The sequence below is a fragment of the Paenibacillus sp. FSL H7-0943 genome (assembly GCF_037963265.1).
GTDB lineage: Bacteria > Bacillota > Bacilli > Paenibacillales > Paenibacillaceae > Paenibacillus_AQ > Paenibacillus_AQ odorifer.
In genome coordinates this window covers 6,472,540-6,488,726 of sequence record NZ_CP150148.1, presented here as the reverse complement: position 1 = coordinate 6,488,726, position 16,187 = coordinate 6,472,540, and the positions used below count along the sequence as shown (strand labels likewise).

The following is a 16,187-nucleotide window of genomic DNA, read 5'->3' as shown; positions in this document are numbered from 1 at the left end:
TGAATTATTATGTAAATAATTGTGATAAATATATTTGATTTAGGATGATTAGGAAAATATGATTAAAAATAAATTCCTGAAAATAGATTGAGTCATAAAGAGAGAAAAGGGGGGATTAAGGTGAGGCCAAGGACTGTATCGTGGGTGGTTGTTTCCGCAGTAGTATTACTATTACTGGTTAGCTGCAACAGTGGCGATTTACCAGGAAAGAAGAAATCTGAGTCTGAGCAAGTCCAGGCAAGTCCGGTTGCACCGCTAGCCTCTCCAGCTGTAGTTGAAGAACAATCGAAAGTAACGTTGCCTTCATTGACAGTGGAAAAAAGGCTAGAGGATTTTGATTACATGTGGAAGATTATTGAGGAGAACTATCCTTTCCTAGAGGTGAATAAACGTCTCAATGGAGAGGATTGGCTTGCTAAAAAAGAGGAATACCGCAATAAAATAGCAGCCGTGAAATCGGATGATGAGTTTTTGAGACGAATGAGATTTGTCCTTAGCAGATTAAACAATGGGCATACGAATTTTATATCCAAGGAGGAATATCCTTGGTACCTACATACCTATGTTCAGGCAGGTTTTGGTTATGAACCTTGGATCGACGTGGTTCAACAGCCTAACGTATTGGCCCGTTACAACCAGAAACCTTTAACGGAGCAGCAAAACTCTAATGATATCAATAACGATATGCATAATGGTGGAGATGGAGTAGGAGATGTAACAAAAAAGACTTCTGGGAATGTAAAAAAAGTCATTATAGAGCCCGATCGAATCGCTTATCTCGGCATGCAAAGCTTTGACGGGAGTCTCATGGAGATGGACAGCTCCGAGATCCATGATTTTTTAATAGAGGTAAAGGACTATAAGACATTAATATTAGATATCCGCGGAAATGGGGGAGGAAACAGTAATTATTGGAGAATTCATATTGTTCCTCTGTTGATTAATAAACCTATCGAATATAATACATACTTCCTTTATACAAGAGGCAAATATGCGGAGACTTTTATGCAGGCACGTCAGATCACAGCCGGGCAACAACCTATTTCCGGCATCAAAGATGAGCAACTGCCTAATCTGCCATCTGAGGCTTTAAAGATGTTCAAGACATATAGAAAAATAAATGATGTAGTAACTCCTAATAAATCTGTTGGATTTGAAGGGAAAATCTATTTGCTGGTTGATAGCTCTGTGTATTCATCAGCGGAAGGTCTTGCAGCCTTTGCAAAAGGCACCGGGTTTGCAACGGTTGTAGGCGGCAGGACAGGTGGGGATGGACTAGGGATAGATCCGCTTGTTGTTGCATTGCCAAATAGCGGTTATGTATTCAGGTTTTCCTTTGAAATGGGTCTGAATTCTGATGGAAGTTGTAATGAAGAGGTAAAGACTGTGCCTGATGTGGAGGTTGATCCAGATAAATCTAAGCCATTACTGGACCAGCCGGCGATAAAAAAGGTATTAGAGCTTGCGCGTTCGGACACATCTGCTTGACATCCGGTGTTGCTGGCGAATATGTTCTAATATATAATGGTTTAGATCGTATAGCTTATTCGGATGATCAATTTAGCTGAAAATAGGAGTTGTCATATAAATGGCTTTGAAAGCTGGAATCGTCGGACTTCCTAACGTAGGAAAATCCACATTGTTTAATGCGATAACGCAAGCGGGAGCAGAATCCGCTAACTACCCTTTTTGTACCATTGACCCTAACGTTGGTGTTGTTGAAGTTCCAGATGAACGTCTTGATAAACTGACTGAGCTGGTACAGCCGAACAAGACCGTACCTACTGCTTTTGAATTTGTTGATATTGCTGGTCTCGTGCGTGGTGCGAGTAAAGGAGAAGGACTAGGAAACAAGTTCCTGGCCCATATCCGTGAAGTAGATGCTATCGTGCATGTGGTTCGTTGTTTTGAAGATGAGAACGTTACCCACGTTGATGGAAAAGTAAATCCGATCAGCGACATCCAGACCATTAATCTGGAGCTGATTCTTGCTGATATTGAGAGCATTGAGAAGCGGATTGAGCGTTCCCGTAAGAATATCAAAGGCGGCGACAAGAAATACGCTCAAGAAGTTGAACTGCTAGAACGCGTCAAAGAAGTGCTCTACGAAGATAAACCTGCACGCAGTATAGAATTGTCTGATGACGAGAAGCTTATTATCCGTGATCTTCATTTGTTAACATTGAAGCCAGTGCTGTATGCGGCGAATGTAAGTGAAGATGAAGTGGCAAGTGCTGAGGACAATCCTTATGTACAGCAAGTTCGTGATTTCGCAGCTACTGAAGGTGCAGAAGTGGTTCCGATCAGTGCTAAGGTGGAAGCAGAAATTGCTGAGCTTGAAGGCGAAGATAAAGCTATGTTTCTGGAAGAGCTGGGACTGGAAGAATCCGGCCTTAACCGGTTGATTAAAGCGGCTTATAAACTGCTTGGCTTGTATACGTATTTCACAGCAGGCGTTCAGGAAGTTCGGGCGTGGACGATTCGCCGCGGCACCAAAGCACCTGGAGCTGCCGGTGTGATTCATACAGATTTCGAACGCGGATTTATCCGTGCTGAAGTAGTGGCTTACGCGGATCTTGTGGCAGCTGGTTCCATGAACGGTGCGAAGGAACGTGGTCAACTACGTCTTGAAGGTAAAGAATATTTGGTGCAAGACGGCGACGTAATGCATTTCCGTTTTAACGTTTAAGAAGTTTTAAGTGTACGAATGATAAAGGGGTCATCTCGAGCAGTGGGAGTTTCTATTGCTGGGATGATCCTTTTTAAAAATATAAGCTTTTTATTAAGGTATTATGCGTACGGAACTGTAGCCATTTCACAATATCTTTGGTATAATATAAAGTCGTATATCTATTTTTATGACAGTACAAATTTGATGTTATATTTGCGAATTTGAAATTGAATCAGGAGAGGTGAATTCCCTTGTTGGACCGATTGCAATCCCTGGCGGACCGCTATGAGAAGCTCAGTGAACTGCTTTGTGATCCGGATGTTGCAAACGACAGTAAGAAACTGAGGGACTATTCCAAAGAACAATCAGACCTACAGCCCGCATTTGAGGCGTATACTGAATATAAGAGTGTAATGGAAGAGCTTGAAGCTGCTAAGCAGATGCAAGGCGAAAAGCTTGATGATGAGATGAAAGAAATGGTCAAGATGGAAATTGATGACCTTTCCAAACGTCAAGTGGAGCTGGAAGAGAGAATCCGCGTATTGCTGCTGCCTAAAGACCCGAATGATGATAAGAACGTAATCGTTGAAATTCGTGGTGCAGCGGGTGGTGATGAAGCAGCATTGTTCGCTTCAGACCTTTACCGGATGTACACTCGTTATGCTGATGCACAAGGATGGCGCGTTGAGTTAATGGATGTTAACGCGAGTGATCTTGGTGGATTCAAAGAGGTAATCTTCCTTATTAACGGCCGTGGTGCATACAGTAAGCTGAAATACGAAAGTGGTGCGCATCGCGTACAACGTATCCCAGCGACCGAATCCGGAGGTCGTATTCATACCTCTACTTCTACGGTGTCTGTGATGCCGGAAGCTGAGGCTTTTGAGATCGAGATCCATGATAAAGATATTCGTGTGGATACCTTCTGTTCAAGTGGTGCAGGCGGACAGTCTGTAAATACGACCAAGTCTGCAGTACGTGTAACTCATGTACCTACTGGCATCGTTGCTACCTGTCAGGACGGTAAGTCACAGAACTCCAATAAAGAAAAAGCGCTGCAAGTGCTTCGTGCCCGTATCTCTGATATGAAACGGCAGGAAGAAGAAGCGAAGTATGCTGGTGAACGGAAGAGCAAAGTAGGTACGGGTGACCGTAGTGAGCGCATTCGGACGTATAACTTCCCGCAGAGCCGGGTTACAGACCATCGTATTGGCCTGACACTGCACCGTTTGGAGCAGGTTATGAACGGAGAAATCACTGAAATTATCTCAGCCCTTTCAATCGCTGAACAAGCTGACTTGATGGATAATATGGATAATGGAGAATAATGCTTTGAACGATGGCGTATATGTCATGTCGGAAGTCAAAAGCATCCGGGAAGCCTTTGCGGAGGCTTCTTCTTTTTTGAGCCGGAGCGGCTGCAATGAACCGCAGCGCAGTGCACAATTGCTGCTGGAGCATGTGCTTGGAGTGTCTGGCGCAGCTTATTACATGGCGCTGGCAGATCCTTTTCCAGCTGCGGTTAAGGAAGCATTTGAGGCGGGAGTTACCCGCCGGGGCGCTGGTGAGCCGGTGCAGTATATCATCGGCGAGCAAGAATTCTACGGGCGGCCTTTTGAGGTGACGCCTGACGTGCTTATTCCGCGGCCGGAGACGGAGCTGCTTGTCGAGGCAATTTTACGTTACGGCGCGGAGCTTTGGCCGGACGGCGTTGTAACGCCGGGCGAAGCGGCGCTGGATAGCGCGGGCGGCGCTGCGGCCCGCAACGGAGGCGGCGCGGGGGACGTGTGCGCCGCAAGACCGCTGGCCGCCGTCGATATCGGCGCCGGCAGCGGTGCGATCTCCGTCACGTTGGCGGCGGAAGCGCCGGCGTGGCGGGTCTGCGCCGGCGATATTTCGCCGGCAGCTCTGGCTGTGGCCGAGCGCAACGCTTTGCGCAATGGCACAGCTGTGGACTTTCGGCTCGGCGATCTGCTCGAGCCGTTCGCGGGGATGGAGACGGATATTCTCGTCTCCAACCCGCCATACATCCCCGGCGAGGATATCGCCGGGCTGCAGCGTGAGGTGCGCGACCATGAGCCGCGCACTGCGCTGGATGGCGGAGCGGACGGGCTGGACCCGTACCGCCGCATGATGGAGCAGCTGACGCTGCTCCCGGCACCGCCGCGCCTGATCGGCTTTGAGCTTGGCTTCGGTCAAGCTGAGCAAGTCGCTGCACTCCTTGCGGCAGCGGGCCATTGGACTGAGATTATCACCATTAATGATCTGGCTGGAATCCCGCGTCATGTGCTAGGCATAACGAGATAATATTGCCTGCTATGCAGAGGGTTCATTTTGTCCGGGGTAGAGAAATTGTATTTTCAATCCGACTTCCTTTACAATAGAATTTAGCAGGATTTCTTAGGGGAACATAAAGAAAGCCCAGATATAGAGTAGGGAGGCAGAGCGTGCTTCAGAAGATTAAAAAGATTGATGGTGCTATTGTAGTCGTTCTGTTATTACTCATGGTGGTCAGCATCTTCGCCATATATAGTGTTACTCATGGAAGAGAGAAGCTGGACGGACATCATATTCGTATGATGATGTATTATGCTATTGGTTTTGTAGCTTTTATTGGAATGACCTTTTTGGATTACAGAATATTAGTGAAATATGCGATATATATTTATTTGTTTGGGATAGGGATGCTGGTGCTCGTCAGCTTTCTGGGCGAGACCAAAAATAATGCGCAAGGCTGGTTGACCCTGCCGGGGGGCCTGAGTCTGCAGCCTGCAGAGCTGTTCAAGCTGATATTAATTCTTTTTCTGGCAGCCATGCTTGTCCGCAAGAATAAGAGTAAGCTTCTGTTCTGGCGGGATGTTGTGCCGCTCGGCCTTCTGACCTTGTTTCCGTTCCTTATTGTCCTTACCCAAAATGACCTTGGGAATGCCTTGTCTTACGTTGTGATTCTTGCGGGTCTGTTGTGGATTGGCAATATTAAATACACGCATGCATTAATCGGGCTGGTCATCGTGGCTAGTTCTGCGATTGCGGGAATTATGAGTTATATCCATTATCACGATGAAATTAAAACCTTTCTTACGGATATTGGACGATCTCACTGGATTGAACGTTTTGATCCTTGGCTTGTTCCAGACAAAGCGACAGCCAAAGCCCTTTATCATACTAAAAACGCCAAGCTGGCGATTGCCTCAGGTGGAATGAGCGGCGAAGGCTACATGAACGGCAGTTCCGTTCAGACGGATCGGGTGCCATATACGTATTCAGATTCTATCTTTGTGCAGATTGCTGAAGAGTTTGGGTTTGTAGGTTCTGCGTTTGTGTTGCTGCTGTACTTTATTTTGATTCACCGGATGATTCTGATTGCGCTGGAGTCTAGGGATAGAGCTGGCCCTTTCCTGATTGTCGGCGTTGTCGCGATGATGTTGTATCAGATTTTTGAGAATATCGGCGCATTTATCGGCTTGATGCCATTGACTGGTATTACGTTACCTTTCATCAGCTTCGGGGGTACATCACTGCTCATTAATATGGCCAGCATCGGGCTGGTAATGAGTGTGCGCCTGCACGGGCAAGAAGTGGAAGAGGATTTTCCTAAACCTACTCCTTATGCAGCTGCCAAACAGGTGTAACCACGAAATAAAGTAGAACCGTCAGGTCCTTATTGTTTAATAGGGGTGCTGGCGGTTCTTTTTGATGGAGGACGGCTTCGTCGGATTAGTGTAATACGTAATACGGGCCGTTTCAGGTAAGCAAGCTGGAAGCAATTCGTATTTGTATTTGTATCGTATTCGTATTTGTATCCTGACTCGGACTCAGATGCCCTTATATTCGAATATTAACTACTTATTGGATAGTATCGGACCGCAAAGACGTTATTTGATCAAAAAGACTGGATTTACTGCAAAATGGCAAGTAATAACGACTCTGGAGTCCGCAAAAGTTCCCGTGGAGCAATAAATTCATAAATAAAGTCTACGGAGTCCGATAGGTTTGGATCATAGAGTAAAATTACGTCAGAGTGTAATTTTAATAGAAAGATATTTTATAGATTGGCTACATAAATTTGGAATTATATTCACGAATGTTCTACAATAGAAAGGAACGACTTTCCCTGAGAGAGGAGAGTTGAAACCTTAACAGAGTAAGGGGCTTGCAGATGCTTCAAAAGTTCAAAAGGATTGATAAGGTAATTGTTACTGTTCTGATTTTGCTGATGGTGATTAGTATTTTTTCAATATACAGTGTAACCAATGGAAGAATAACGCCTCCGATGAAATTGGATGGATTTCATTTACAAATGCTTAAATACTATATTTTAGGTTTTGTAGTTTTTATTGTGCTCGCTTTTGTGGACTTTAAGATATTTGTTAAACATGCACTTTATATTTATCTCTTGGGCTTAGTCTTGTTAGTGTCGGTTAGTTTTATTGGTAAAGTAGAGAACGGTGCTCAATTGGGACTTGAGATCGGTGGACTTAGGTTTCAGCCTGCCGAGCTGTTTAAATTGGTATTGATTCTTTTTTTATCATCGATCTTAATTCGAAAACAAGGGTCTACCTTAACCTTCTGGAAAGGGATTGTTCCTCTCACCATTCTTACGTTCATTCCATTTGGTATAGTGATTATGCAAAATGATTTGGGGAATGCCCTTAGCTACATCGTAATATTAATTGGACTTTTATGGATTGGGAATATCAAACTGTCGCATGCGCTCATCGGTTTGCTTATAGTGGGTGGGATCGGCCTTGCTGGGATTTTGAGCTACATAAACTATCATGATGAGGCAGTCAATTTTTTTGAAGGCATTGGTAAGGATCATTTAGTGGAGCGGTTTGACCCTTGGCTGGTACCTGATTTAGCGACAGATAAGGCAAGCTATCACACGAAAAATGCCAAATTAGCTATAGCCTCCGGGGGAATGAGTGGAGAGGGATATATGCAGGGCAGCTCTGTGCAGAATAATCGTGTCCCATATACCTATTCGGATGCGATATTCGTGCAGATTGCCGAGGAGTTTGGATTTGTGGGATCTGCGCTGCTTCTCTTGCTCTTTTTTATTTTGCTGCATCGGATGATATTGATTGCTCTCGAGAGTAAGGAGCGTAGCGGTCCATTTCTAATCATTGGAATTACGGCTATGCTGTTGTATCAAATTCTTGAGAATGTTGGAGCTTTTATCGGCCTGATGCCGTTGACAGGAATAACACTTCCGTTTATCAGTTATGGAGGCACGTCTCTTCTGATTAATATGGCCAGCATGGGGGTCGTGATGAGCGTGCATCTTTATGGGCAGGATGTAGAGGAAGATTTGCAGCTGCATAAGGAGCTGGCATTGAAGTTATAAATTTAATAGATTCATAGGTTTGCAGTCTCTTATCTCCGGGCATACTACTAGCATGAGAGTTAAGAGGAGAGGGGCTGCAACAAATGAACGATAATCATATGGATAAAAGAGATTCCTTACGTGTAACTTTTAAGTATACTGCCATTTTAATTTGTTTTTTTATGGTCCTCATGATGGCTTGGGAAGGTCAAAAAACCGATGCTGCAGTAGCTGAAGTATCTATTCCCCAAGAATCTATCCGGTTACGTATTCTAGCTAATTCTGACGGAGCGCAAGATCAGCTGGTGAAACGGCAAATTCGCGATAAAATTGTGGAGCAAATGAACCAGTGGGTATCCGCTCTTGAGGATCCACAGAGCTTGGAGCAGGCACGTGCTCTGATTAGAAATCATCTGCCGGAGCTTAACGCGTTGGTTGGATCAGAGCTGGAGAAACGGGGCATTGAATATTCCTATAAAGTGGAGCTGGGCGTAGTCCCTTTTCCAACCAAATTATACGGTGGTACCGTCTATCCTGCTGGGGAGTATGAAGCTGTACGGGTCACACTTGGTGCGGGCAAGGGACAAAATTGGTGGTGTGTACTGTTTCCTCCGCTTTGCTTTATCGACGCAGGCTCTGGAGATGCGGCAGCACCTGCTGCTGACAAAGGTACAAAAACCGTGTCCGCTGCTGGTGCGGATAACAGTGCTAAGGTGAAATCAGCAGCTGCAAAAACAGTGCAGGCTGATTCCTCGGCAGGAAGTGCTTCATCAGGAGAAACTGCTGCTGAGCCAGAGGTACGGTTCTTCGTCTGGGAGCTGCTGCAAAACCTTTGGAACTGGATCAGTGGATTATGGTCGTAAGACCCCAGATGTGTTACTATTTTATAAGCAGATCTATCACGGCTCCCTACAGGGGCCGTTTTTTTGCTAAGCTAAATTATATCTTCTAGAAAGCCTGTGATGAGAATGAATGAACACAATAATCCTTTATTCGCCGTTCAGCGGCGGAGTGGAAATAGAGATGAGACTGTATACTGGAAGTTGAATTCCGCTGAGGGAACGAACTCTGAGGTATTTCAGCCGAATGAAGCTGACAAGCTGGCGATAGCGGAGGCAGCAACAATGCTTCGTGAAGGCGGAACCGTGGCTTTTACAACCGAAACCGTCTACGGGCTAGGGGCGGATGCCCGAAATACGGCGGCAGTTGAGGCTGTTTTTGCGGCAAAAGGACGGCCCTCTGACAATCCGTTAATTGTGCATATTGCGGATACGGCAGCTTTGGACGAGCTTGTTGTAGAGGTGCATCCTAAGGCGGCCGCGCTGATGGCAGCTTATTGGCCTGGTCCGCTGACAGTTGTGCTTCCTGTTCGTGAAGGTGTACTGTCGCCTTGTGTGACGGCGGGTTTGGATACGGTTGGTGTGCGGATGCCGGATCATCCGGTAGCTCTGGCGCTGATTAGTGCCGCAGGTTGTCCGGTTGCGGCGCCAAGTGCTAATCGTTCGGGTCGCCCGAGCCCGACATTAGCTTCGCATGTGATGGAAGATTTGGCTGGATACATTGATGGCGTCCTTGATGGTGGTGCTGCTGGAGTTGGACTAGAGTCAACAGTCGTGCAGGTACAGCCTGACGGAAAAGTTGCTGTGCTGCGCCCCGGCGGGATTACTTCGGAGCAATTGGCTGCAGTGGTGGGAGCAGAAGCTGTAAGCTCAGAGTCCGGTAATGCTGAGACAACTGCTGCCGCTACCGCAACCGCTACTGTCTTGGCTGATTCGGGGACGACAAACTCTGTTATTGATTTCAGTACTGCTGAGCCAATCACAGCTAAAGCAACTACCGCGCAATCTTCAGCGGATTGCCTGAATGTTAACAATCGTGAGCCTTTCGAAAGGGCTACCGCATCTATTGAGCAGCATGGTGCGGATGCTGCTGGCGGCATTTCTGCGCCGCGCGCGCCGGGCATGAAGTACACGCACTACGCGCCGCGCGGCTGGCTTGCTGTAGTGCGCGGCTCTTCCCCGCAACGCGTGGCGGACGAAGCCGCTAGTCAACTTCAGGCGGCGCAGCTAAACGGCGAGGTCACGGGCTTGCTCATCTTCGAGGAGCATAAGGCCCTTTATCCCGCCGACCCTGCCGCCTGTGTTCTTTCCCTCGGCTCGTTATCCTCGCCGGAGGAAGGGGCTCGCTCCCTATATGCCGCCTTGCGGCGCTTCGATGAAGCGGGAGCGACTTACATCTTAGCCGAGGCTTGCCCGTATACCGGCCTCGGCGCTGCAATCATGAACCGGCTTATGAAAGCCGCCGGCGGATCTGTCATCGACGCCGGATAACCACGGCATTGCTTTTTCGTATATGACTCCCATATGAAGTCATGATTACCCCCTTGTCCGCATATCGTTGTTGTACAAGATATTTCGGACTTGGGGGGGTAAGCATGGGCTTAGGAGATGTATATACCGAATGGGGGCAGATTGTTACCATTACTATAATGGCGGTTGCATTAGGGATGGATGCTTTTTCGCTCGGTGTAGGGATCGGGATGAAAGGTATTCGTCTGCTGCATATTCTGCAAATGAGTCTGCTCATTGCTGTTTTTCATATGCTGATGCCTCTCCTGGGTTTATTGACAGGAAGTTATGTCGGACACCTGTTAGGTCAAGTAACGACTTATGCTGCTGGAGGTCTTCTAGTTCTTTTGGGCGGGCATATGGTGTACAACTCCTTTCGTCCGGACACAGGAAGCTCACGAGCTATGGATCATCGAACCTTGTGGGGGATGATACTTCTTTCGCTCAGTGTCAGTATTGACTCTTTCTCCGTGGGTGTATCACTGGGGATGTTTGTGAATGGAGTACTTTTGACCATCTTAGCCTTCGGTGCTTGCGGGGGACTAATGTCGATTCTAGGGTTGCTAATTGGACGGCATGTCAGTCGTGGTCTCGGGGATTATGGAGAAGCGCTAGGCGGTGCAATACTTCTGGGGTTTGGCTTGCTATTCATCTTTTGATACAATAACGGCATTAGAATATTTAATTTCATGGGGGTGCAAAACATGCTGCATATTTTATTCGTCTGCACCGGGAATACATGCCGAAGTCCTATGGCTGAGGGGCTTTTACGAAAGCTCGCGAAGGAACGTGGAATCGACCTGGAAGTGCGGTCTGCAGGTGTATCCGCCATTTCCGGTACTTCTATATCAAGACATGCTGCAGCTATACTGCAGGAAGAAGGAATTCATGATTCAATGGAGTCGTCACAATTGACAGGTCAAGCTGTCGCTTGGGCCGACCTTGTGCTGACCTTGACGGGTGGGCATAAGCAGCATTTGCTGCAGTATTTTCCAGATGCTGTAACGAAAACCTATACATTGAAGGAATACGTGCATGATGAAGATGCGGTGACGGAAGATATCAAGGAATTGGACAGCCTTTACGCAGATGCGGAGTTGAGCTTAGCCCTTGGTGGTGAACCGAATGCAACGGATCTGCAGCGGATGATTGAGATTCGCCAGCGTATTCCGAGCTTCGATATTTCTGATCCATTTGGTGGCACGCGTGAGGACTATGAGCTAACTGCTGCTGAGATTCGCACTGCGCTATTCAGTTTGCTGGATAAGCTGGAAACCTTCCGCCATTTGTAAATGGTTGATTTTCAGTTCACTTTGCTTTAAGATGAAGTTACAAATAATCGGTTCCGATGTAACTGGCGACAAATGTGGATCAAACCACGATGGAGCATCGGAATAAACGGCCGGTCGCCTGGGCAAAAGAGCAAATCCGCAGCTACCTGCGGACTGCTCTTTTTTGTTTAAAATAAGCTTGTTTGAAGTTTGAGGAGGTAGAGTGATGGACGAAGTTGTGGAGCTATCATTAACTGAAGCCACCGTCACTGTGTTAAGGGAGCTGGCGGAGGCTGGTAACCTTGGGTCAGGCAAAATTGTTGTCGTCGGAGTGAGCACAAGTGAGGTTGCTGGTGTCCGGATTGGAACTGGTGGTGCACTTGAAGTTGCAGAACAACTGCTTGAAGGTGTTCGTTTAGTAGCAGCGGAAAAAGGATTTCATCCGGTGTATCAGTGCTGCGAGCATTTAAATCGTGCACTTGTAATGGAACGCTCTCTGCTAGAGTCACTTGGTCTGAAGGAAGTATCAGCTGTACCTATACGAGGTGCTGGAGGTTCGATGGCTACGGCTGCTTATCACGCTATGAAAGATCCTGTTTTGGCGGAAACGATAGAAGCTCATGCTGGTTTAGATATTGGCGAGACACTGATAGGAATGCATTTACGGCGGGTAGCCGTTCCTTTCCGTCCGACTCTACGATACATTGGAGCAGCCAGAGTGAATGCGGCATGGACCAGACCCCCACTAATTGGCGGGGAACGTGCGGTATATCGTGCTCCAGAACAAAGTGGTTCACAGTTTTGTGATTAACGAACTTTAGTTTTTATATTTTTTGCAGAAACGTAGACCTAAGTCTCTTTATGGCGGGCAAATCGTTTCTACTTAAATACAACATATCTACACACACTAGGGAGGAAATAAGAACATGGAACAATTGCGTAAGAGTGACCCGGCAGTACTGGAAGCGATGGAACTGGAACTGAAACGTCAGCGTGCCAACATTGAGCTTATTGCCTCAGAGAATATCGTTAGCGAAGCCGTAATGGAAGCTATGGGCTCCGTGCTTACGAACAAATATGCAGAAGGTTATCCAGGCAAACGTTATTATGGCGGCTGTGAAGATGTAGATATCGTTGAGAACCTTGCTCGTGATCGTGCAAAAGAATTGTTTGGCGCGGATCATGTCAACGTACAACCACATTCCGGCGCTCAAGCAAATATGGCAGTTTATCTGGCTGCACTTAAGCCTGGCGACACCGTTCTTGGAATGAATTTGGCGCACGGTGGTCATTTGACACATGGTAGCCCAGTTAATGCTTCTGGATTGCTTTATAACTTCGTTGCTTATGGAGTACAAGAAGATACTTTCCTAATTGATTATGATGAAGTACGTAAAGCAGCCTTCAAGCACCGTCCAAAAATGATTGTAGCTGGTGCTAGTGCCTATCCGCGTATTATTGATTTCGAAAAACTTGGCGCTATCGCCAATGATGTGGGTGCGCTATTTATGGTAGATATGGCCCATATCGCAGGATTGGTTGCTGCTGGTCTTCATCCGAGCCCGGTTCCTCATGCTCATTTCGTTACAACTACTACGCATAAGACTTTGCGCGGTCCCCGCGGAGGTATGATTATGTGCAGACAGCCTTGGGCAGCTGCTATTGATAAAGCGGTATTCCCTGGTTCCCAAGGTGGACCTCTGATGCATGTAATTGCTTCAAAAGCAGTCGCATTTGGTGAGGCATTGCAGCCATCCTTTAAGACTTATGCTCAAAATGTAGTGAAGAACGCTAATGTTCTTGCAGAAACGTTGATCAGCGAAGGGGTTAACATTGTATCCGGAGGTACAGATAACCACTTGATGCTGCTGGATACCCGTAATCTGAACATTACCGGAAAAGATGCGGAAAAAGTACTAGATTCCATCGGGATTACTGTGAATAAAAACGCAATTCCATTTGATCCTACAAGTCCTTTCGTAACAAGTGGTATTCGTATTGGTACACCTGCAGTCACATCCCGTGGTATGGACGAGCAGGCGATGGTCACTATTGGACGTATCATTGCTAATGTTCTAAAGAATCCGAAGGATGAGGCAAACTTGGCAGAATCTGCGCGTCAAGTGGCTGAGTTGACTGACCAATACCCTCTTTATCCAGAGTTGAAATACTAAATCTTTGCTTCTAATAAGAAATGATTCTGCCTCCATCCATACCCTCTTCCGGGTTTGATGGAGGCTTTTTTGTTGCATATTGTTCACAAATATCACTGTAGGTAATAGATGAAATTGAATGAAATTAATCATGAAAGTTCATGGAACTTTCAATAAAATTAGTGAAAATAATGTGAATAGTATGAAAAAGCCAAAGTTGCACAACATAATCTAGGTTTTATAAGTGATTGGTTTCCTAATTAAGCCAATCATTACCTTTAAAAACAAGGAAATACAAAGGAATATGTTCAATGTGAGTTCAAGTACCATTCTGAGGTGAAATGCAGCGGCGGGAGTGCTATAATAGACAGGATTTAGCCACTGAGAAGCAAAGCGCTTTCTATGGCTATAGACAAGACTTACAATTACCGGAGGGACAGTAAATGGGAAAATTGGTGATTTGCGATCATCCTTTAATTCAACACAAACTAACATTTATTCGCGACGTTAGAACAAACACGAAGGATTTCAGAGAACATGTTGACGAAGTTGCCACATTGATGGCTTATGAGATTACACGTGATATTCCACTAGAGACCATTACGGTACAAACACCGGTCACTGAGACGGAAAGCAAAGTGATTTCGGGAAGAATGCTGGGGCTTATTCCTATTCTTCGTGCGGGTTTAGGTATGCTTGAAGGTGTACTGAAGCTTCTACCTGCGGCTAAAGTAGGACATGTAGGGCTTTTCCGTGATCCAGACACTCTTCAACCAGTGGAGTATTATATCAAGCTTCCAACGGACGTACAGGAACGTGAATTGATAGTAATTGATCCGATGCTTGCTACAGGCGGATCCGCAATTGCTGCGATTACCTCACTGAAGAACCGTGGCTGTACACAGATCAAAATGATGAACTTGATTGCAGCGCCAGAAGGTGTTGCTGCAGTTCAGGAAGCTCATCCGGATGTTGATATTTATGTAGCAGCGCTTGATGATCATTTGAATGAACATGGTTACATCGTGCCAGGTCTTGGTGATGCTGGTGACCGTCTTTATGGAACCAAGTAATAAGTAATTAAGTATTAAGTATAGTAATGCGAGAATATTTGATGAGAGGGTAGGGGTTATGTCCAAAATCAAAGTAATGACTATTTTCGGAGTGCGCCCCGAGGCGATCAAGATGGCTCCTCTGGTTCTTGAACTGAAGAAGCATCCTGAGCATATCGAATCAATAGTATGTGTAACAGCACAGCATAGAGAACTGCTCGATCAAGTGTTGGAAGTGTTTAATATCACCCCTGATTACGATTTGGACGTGATGAAGGACCGTCAGACCTTGAATGAGATTACTATTCGTGTGCTTGAAGGTTTGGAACCTGTACTGAAAGAAGTTAAACCTGACCTCGTGCTGGTGCATGGGGACACCTTAACAACGTTTTTAGCTAGTTACGCTTCCTTCCTGCAGCAAATTCAGGTTGGGCACGTAGAAGCAGGACTTAGGACATGGAACAAATTGTCTCCGTATCCTGAAGAAATGAACCGGCAACTCACAGGTGTGTTAGCTGATCTGCATTTCGCTCCAACCGATTTGTCAGCTAACAATCTGAGACACGAGAACAAAAAAGAATCAAGTATTTATATCACAGGCAACACCGTAACTGATGTGTTTCAATATACCGTACAGCCGGATTACCGGCATCCTGTTTTGGATTTTGCTTCAGGAAAAAGACTTATTTTGATGACCGCTCACCGCAGAGAATCTCAAGGTGAACCGCATCGTAATATCTTCCGAGCTATTAAAAGAATCGCTGATGAATTCGAAGATGTCGCCATTGTTTACCCTGTGCATCCGAGTCCTGCCGTTAAGGAACCTGCGCATGAGATACTGGGAGGACATCCGAGAATTAAGCTGATTGATCCGCTGGATGTCGTGGACCTGCATAATTTTTATCCGCATACCCACTTGATATTGACCGATTCCGGCGGTCTGCAAGAGGAAGCTCCTTCTTATGGAGTGCCTGTTCTTGTGCTTCGTGATACAACGGAGCGTCCCGAAGGGATAGAGGCTGGAACGCTGGAACTTGTGGGCACGGACGAGGAGAAGGTGTATCAACGGACACATGCTCTTTTGACTGATAATGAGCTCTATCAGTCGATGAGTCGGGCCGCCAACCCGTATGGAGATGGCAAGGCTTCCCAACGGATTGTCAATGCGATTTTGCACCATTTTGGTGTTAATAAGGAACGTCCTGAAGAGTTTCACAGAATGTTCACAAAAAATAAATAATTTCAATTAAACTAATATCTGATCTGATTAAAATCAACATACAGTGAAACTGTACGGTTTATATGGTTTTGGAACGTTTTGCTGTGATTATTTTCATGTTTTCAAGGGTTTTTAGGCAATGTTCAA

Annotated in this window: 14 protein-coding genes and 1 riboswitch; all 14 genes read left to right on the top strand. The window is 46.1% G+C overall.

Annotated features, from left to right (window positions below; genetic code table 11):
- The first annotated feature begins 120 nt into the window (after positions 1 to 120).
- The 14 genes from NSQ55_RS28455 (at position 121) to wecB (ending at position 16,061) form a co-directional block, all read left to right on the top strand.
- Positions 121 to 1,488, top strand: a complete 1,368-nt coding sequence (locus NSQ55_RS28455) for a S41 family peptidase (RefSeq protein ID WP_139329814.1) — start codon at positions 121 to 123, stop codon at positions 1,486 to 1,488.
- Between the two features lie 100 nt (positions 1,489 to 1,588).
- Complete coding sequence (gene ychF, locus NSQ55_RS28450) at positions 1,589 to 2,689, top strand: redox-regulated ATPase YchF (RefSeq protein WP_036681604.1); 1,101 nt, start codon at positions 1,589 to 1,591, stop codon at positions 2,687 to 2,689.
- Between the two features lie 233 nt (positions 2,690 to 2,922).
- On the top strand, positions 2,923 to 3,999 hold the full coding sequence (gene prfA / locus NSQ55_RS28445; RefSeq protein WP_036681601.1) for a peptide chain release factor 1: 1,077 nt from the start codon (positions 2,923 to 2,925) through the stop codon (positions 3,997 to 3,999).
- 25 nt (positions 4,000 to 4,024) lie between these two features.
- On the top strand, positions 4,025 to 4,978 hold the full coding sequence (gene prmC, locus NSQ55_RS28440; protein WP_339174633.1) for a peptide chain release factor N(5)-glutamine methyltransferase: 954 nt from the start codon (positions 4,025 to 4,027) through the stop codon (positions 4,976 to 4,978).
- Positions 4,979 to 5,118: 140 nt separating this feature from the next.
- A complete protein-coding gene (locus tag NSQ55_RS28435) occupies positions 5,119 to 6,303 on the top strand; it encodes an FtsW/RodA/SpoVE family cell cycle protein (protein ID WP_076123938.1) in 1,185 nt (394 codons plus the stop codon).
- A gap of 527 nt (positions 6,304 to 6,830) precedes the next feature.
- Positions 6,831 to 8,018, top strand: a complete 1,188-nt coding sequence (locus NSQ55_RS28430) for an FtsW/RodA/SpoVE family cell cycle protein (protein ID WP_038573648.1) — start codon at positions 6,831 to 6,833, stop codon at positions 8,016 to 8,018.
- An 83-nt stretch (positions 8,019 to 8,101) separates the two neighbouring features.
- A complete protein-coding gene (gene spoIIR / locus NSQ55_RS28425; RefSeq protein WP_081382511.1) occupies positions 8,102 to 8,860 on the top strand; it encodes a stage II sporulation protein R in 759 nt (252 codons plus the stop codon).
- Between the two features lie 105 nt (positions 8,861 to 8,965).
- Entirely contained in the window at positions 8,966 to 10,327 is a 1,362-nt protein-coding gene (locus tag NSQ55_RS28420; protein ID WP_339174631.1) for an L-threonylcarbamoyladenylate synthase, read from the top strand.
- Positions 10,328 to 10,431: 104 nt separating this feature from the next.
- On the top strand, positions 10,432 to 11,004 hold the full coding sequence (locus tag NSQ55_RS28415) for a manganese efflux pump MntP family protein (protein WP_076182070.1): 573 nt from the start codon (positions 10,432 to 10,434) through the stop codon (positions 11,002 to 11,004).
- A gap of 45 nt (positions 11,005 to 11,049) precedes the next feature.
- Positions 11,050 to 11,637 carry a low molecular weight protein arginine phosphatase gene (locus NSQ55_RS28410; RefSeq protein WP_036681588.1) on the top strand — a complete coding sequence of 196 codons (588 nt, stop codon included), beginning with the start codon at positions 11,050 to 11,052 and terminating at the stop codon, positions 11,635 to 11,637.
- A gap of 48 nt (positions 11,638 to 11,685) precedes the next feature.
- Positions 11,686 to 11,768: riboswitch (ZMP/ZTP riboswitch) on the top strand.
- A gap of 74 nt (positions 11,769 to 11,842) precedes the next feature.
- On the top strand, positions 11,843 to 12,427 hold the full coding sequence (locus NSQ55_RS28405; protein WP_076099682.1) for a TIGR01440 family protein: 585 nt from the start codon (positions 11,843 to 11,845) through the stop codon (positions 12,425 to 12,427).
- 115 nt (positions 12,428 to 12,542) lie between these two features.
- Positions 12,543 to 13,790, top strand: a complete 1,248-nt coding sequence (gene glyA, locus NSQ55_RS28400; RefSeq protein ID WP_038573642.1) for a serine hydroxymethyltransferase — start codon at positions 12,543 to 12,545, stop codon at positions 13,788 to 13,790.
- A 422-nt stretch (positions 13,791 to 14,212) separates the two neighbouring features.
- Entirely contained in the window at positions 14,213 to 14,842 is a 630-nt protein-coding gene (upp, locus tag NSQ55_RS28395; RefSeq protein ID WP_036681583.1) for a uracil phosphoribosyltransferase, read from the top strand.
- Between the two features lie 58 nt (positions 14,843 to 14,900).
- On the top strand, positions 14,901 to 16,061 hold the full coding sequence (gene wecB / locus NSQ55_RS28390) for a UDP-N-acetylglucosamine 2-epimerase (non-hydrolyzing) (RefSeq protein WP_076123932.1): 1,161 nt from the start codon (positions 14,901 to 14,903) through the stop codon (positions 16,059 to 16,061).
- The last annotated feature ends 126 nt before the right edge of the window (positions 16,062 to 16,187 follow it).

Bases quoted from the DNA above. Each gene is read 5' to 3' on its own strand.
- ychF (WP_036681604.1), top strand. From the start codon at position 1,589: ATGGCTTTGAAAGCTGGAATCGTCGGACTTCCTAACGTAGGAAAATCC.
- NSQ55_RS28415 (WP_076182070.1), top strand. From the start codon at position 10,432: ATGGGCTTAGGAGATGTATATACCGAATGGGGGCAGATTGTTACCATT.
- prmC (WP_339174633.1), top strand. From the start codon at position 4,025: ATGTCGGAAGTCAAAAGCATCCGGGAAGCCTTTGCGGAGGCTTCTTCT.
- upp (WP_036681583.1), top strand. From the start codon at position 14,213: ATGGGAAAATTGGTGATTTGCGATCATCCTTTAATTCAACACAAACTA.
- wecB (WP_076123932.1), top strand. From the start codon at position 14,901: ATGTCCAAAATCAAAGTAATGACTATTTTCGGAGTGCGCCCCGAGGCG.
- NSQ55_RS28410 (WP_036681588.1), top strand. From the start codon at position 11,050: ATGCTGCATATTTTATTCGTCTGCACCGGGAATACATGCCGAAGTCCT.
- NSQ55_RS28420 (WP_339174631.1), top strand. From the start codon at position 8,966: ATGAATGAACACAATAATCCTTTATTCGCCGTTCAGCGGCGGAGTGGA.
- spoIIR (WP_081382511.1), top strand. From the start codon at position 8,102: ATGAACGATAATCATATGGATAAAAGAGATTCCTTACGTGTAACTTTT.
- NSQ55_RS28430 (WP_038573648.1), top strand. From the start codon at position 6,831: ATGCTTCAAAAGTTCAAAAGGATTGATAAGGTAATTGTTACTGTTCTG.
- NSQ55_RS28405 (WP_076099682.1), top strand. From the start codon at position 11,843: ATGGACGAAGTTGTGGAGCTATCATTAACTGAAGCCACCGTCACTGTG.
- glyA (WP_038573642.1), top strand. From the start codon at position 12,543: ATGGAACAATTGCGTAAGAGTGACCCGGCAGTACTGGAAGCGATGGAA.